4 protein-coding genes are annotated in these 2,650 nt (G+C 44.8%); all 4 read left to right on the forward strand.

The genetic code is table 11. The features are described from left to right. The first annotated feature begins 436 nt into the window (after positions 1 to 436). The 4 genes from QUB10_RS33990 (at position 437) to QUB10_RS34005 (ending at position 2,193) form a co-directional block, all read left to right on the forward strand. Positions 437 to 742 carry a hypothetical protein gene (locus tag QUB10_RS33990; RefSeq protein ID WP_333207522.1) on the forward strand — a complete coding sequence of 102 codons (306 nt, stop codon included), beginning with the start codon at positions 437 to 439 and terminating at the stop codon, positions 740 to 742. Next, positions 720 to 1,265 carry a Fic family protein gene (locus QUB10_RS33995; protein WP_333145881.1) on the forward strand — a complete coding sequence of 182 codons (546 nt, stop codon included), beginning with the start codon at positions 720 to 722 and terminating at the stop codon, positions 1,263 to 1,265. The genes QUB10_RS33990 and QUB10_RS33995 overlap by 23 nt, the downstream gene beginning before the upstream one ends. 17 nt (positions 1,266 to 1,282) lie before the next feature. Further along, entirely contained in the window at positions 1,283 to 1,486 is a 204-nt protein-coding gene (locus tag QUB10_RS34000; protein ID WP_333145883.1) for a hypothetical protein, read from the forward strand. Between the two features lie 251 nt (positions 1,487 to 1,737). After that, positions 1,738 to 2,193 carry a hypothetical protein gene (locus tag QUB10_RS34005; RefSeq protein WP_333207523.1) on the forward strand — a complete coding sequence of 152 codons (456 nt, stop codon included), beginning with the start codon at positions 1,738 to 1,740 and terminating at the stop codon, positions 2,191 to 2,193. Positions 2,194 to 2,650 lie beyond the last annotated feature (457 nt).

Below are 2,650 nucleotides of genomic sequence, written 5' to 3' on the forward strand. Positions count from 1 at the left end.
GCTGTGGAACTTTGTCGTATCAGCGAAGACCAAGCTAGTCGCCTGCTGCGGAAGTTGACTGATGCCAACCAGTTGAAATTAGAGGGTCAAGGCCGCGCGTCATATTATGTTGTTTCATAGCGGGAAAACACGCACCGCGCCTTTTAAACGCGCGCCGCGCCTTTTTAAACACGCACCGCGCCTTTTGAACACGCATCTTTAGAGTCTGTGGAGGAAAATAGCGTTCGTTAATTTGGGCATTTAGCCCCTTATTCCAGGGTATTGGTACTATAGTCCCGGTGGGAAGTTGGCGACCTTTGACGCACAAAACAGTACAGATGAATCGGGTACAATACCTTTAATATAGGTACTGTGACCAGGGTAGTACCTATATTAAAAATACTTATATAATAGACCAAAGCGACTCAATGGCTATTACAGTGGTGCTTTTAAATCAATGAAATCTTTTGAACAGACTTTTTTAACCCAGCAACCGATTACCCAAAAACTCCTACAGACAATTCGCTTAATTGGGGAGTACAAAGGTAAACAGGAGTTGTACAAACAACAAGCACCACAAGTGCTAGAAACTTTGCGGCAAACTGCGATTATTCAAAGTACCGAATCTTCTAACCGCATTGAAGGAATTACCGTTCCTCTGGCGCGAATTCGCTTTCTTAGTAACGGAACGCACAGCACCAAGGGATCGTTCAGAACAGGAAATCGCGGGCTATCGGAATGTGCTAAATACAATTCACGCTAGCTATGGTTATATTCCATTTACTCCGAATATTGTTTTGCAGTTTCATCGCGATTTATATCAATTTAGCGTCGGTTTAGGTGGCTGTTGGAAAACAACAGAAAATCTAATTACGGCAACCACAACTGATGGTAGACAAATAGTGCGATTTACTCCTGTTGCCGCCTATGCCACATCTCAGGCTATGGAAGAGTTGCATGAGAAATTTAATCTATTTTCCCGTGAAGGTGAGATTGAACCATTGTTGTTGATTGCTAGTTATGTTCTGGATTTTTTGTGCATTCATCCATTTCTGGATGGTAACGGACGAATGGCAAGATTGCTGACGCTGTTATTGTTGTATCAAGCGGGTTATGAAGTAGGGCAGTTTATTAGTTTAGAACAAATTGTGGAGCGCACCAAAGAAAGCTATTATGATGCCTTGTACCAATCTTCTCAAAATTGGCATGAGGGGAAGCATAGCTTGTTGCCAGGAGTGGGAGTATTTTTTAGGCGTAATGTTACTGGGAGCTTATCGAGAATTTGAGCAGCGGGTTGGGGTGATTGGAGGAGCAAAAGGAACGAAAACGGCAATGGTTTTACAGGCAATTGAGAGTTTGCCGCATCGAGTTTTCGATGCGAGAGTTACAGCAACGTTGTCCGGTGGTTTCTGTGGATTTAATTCGTCGCATTTTGCGTCAAGAACGGGATGAGGGAAGGATTAAATGTGTGGGACGGGGAGTGGATGCGCGGTGGCGAAAGTTATAGACAATTTAGTGGCCGACTTGCCAAAAGCTTTACAAGAGATGAAGGGTTTCTCATCTCATATGTCTCTTGTATATGAGAAGTTTTGCGGAATCTTACCCGAACGAGCAATTTGTGCAACAACCTGTTGCACAAATTGCTTTACAATAAACAGCCATTATTGATTAAGCCTGGTTTATTGCTGTGAGCCAACACCCTGTCTGGACGCAAATCCGTCGATCGCACCAGCCACGAGAGCTAGTATCATATAGCACATGGTACTAGAAAAGAAGCTCAAACTCATCCGTGATGTCGAAACGGGTATCATTGCTCATCAGGTCTGCTGCGTTGGGGTACTTCACACTGGTTTGGGCTCTTCAATTGCAGCGAAGTGGCCGGTGGTTGAGTTGGAGTATCGGCGCTTCTGCGGCCCCGATGCAGGTCGAAAGCGTTTTGTTCTCGGTAAAGTCCAAATGGTTCGGGTTAGCTCCATTCCCGAACTTTGGGTGTGCAATATGGCGGGTCAAAACTTACATGGCAGCAAGAAACGCTATACCGATTACGATGCCTTGGCGCTCTGTTTATCTAAACTCCACCACAAATCCCTGGAATTGGAACTAACTCCTTTCCTTCCCTACAAGCTTGGATGGTCTGGGGGACGGGGCGAATGGAGCGTTGTCCGCCCCCTCATCGAACAGCACTGCCCCAATGCCGTTATCTGCATTGATTGACCTGCATTCACTCTTGACAAAAGAGTGCGTGAATGCAGGCCGCCGTTAACTATAAAGAAACACGCACTGCGCCTTTTAAACACGCACTCCACATAAAGAAACACGCGCCGCGCCTTTTAAACACGCATCTATAGAGTCTGTGGAGGAAAATTGGGTGGGGACTGCGCGGACTGCGCGAACTCCGCTCACTTGCTAATTTTAATAATTTAGCTTTTTACTAAAATGCTAAGTTTAGCTCTTTATCTTTCACTAAATATCTAAATAACTAAAAAAATAAAATTATTAAATTAGCTTTTTAGTTATTTAGATATTGACTATTTTCGTTTTTTAGATGACGATATATATAGAAAACCCCATCCCATGTCCCTAAAGCCATGATCGCAGTCGCCATCGCGTCCCTGTCCGGGGGGCAGGGCAAGACAACCGCATCTCTATTCCTGAGCCGCCTCCTAGCGAG

The organism is Microcoleus sp. B5-D4 (assembly GCF_036705145.1).
In the GTDB taxonomy this organism is placed as follows: domain Bacteria; phylum Cyanobacteriota; class Cyanobacteriia; order Cyanobacteriales; family Microcoleaceae; genus Microcoleus.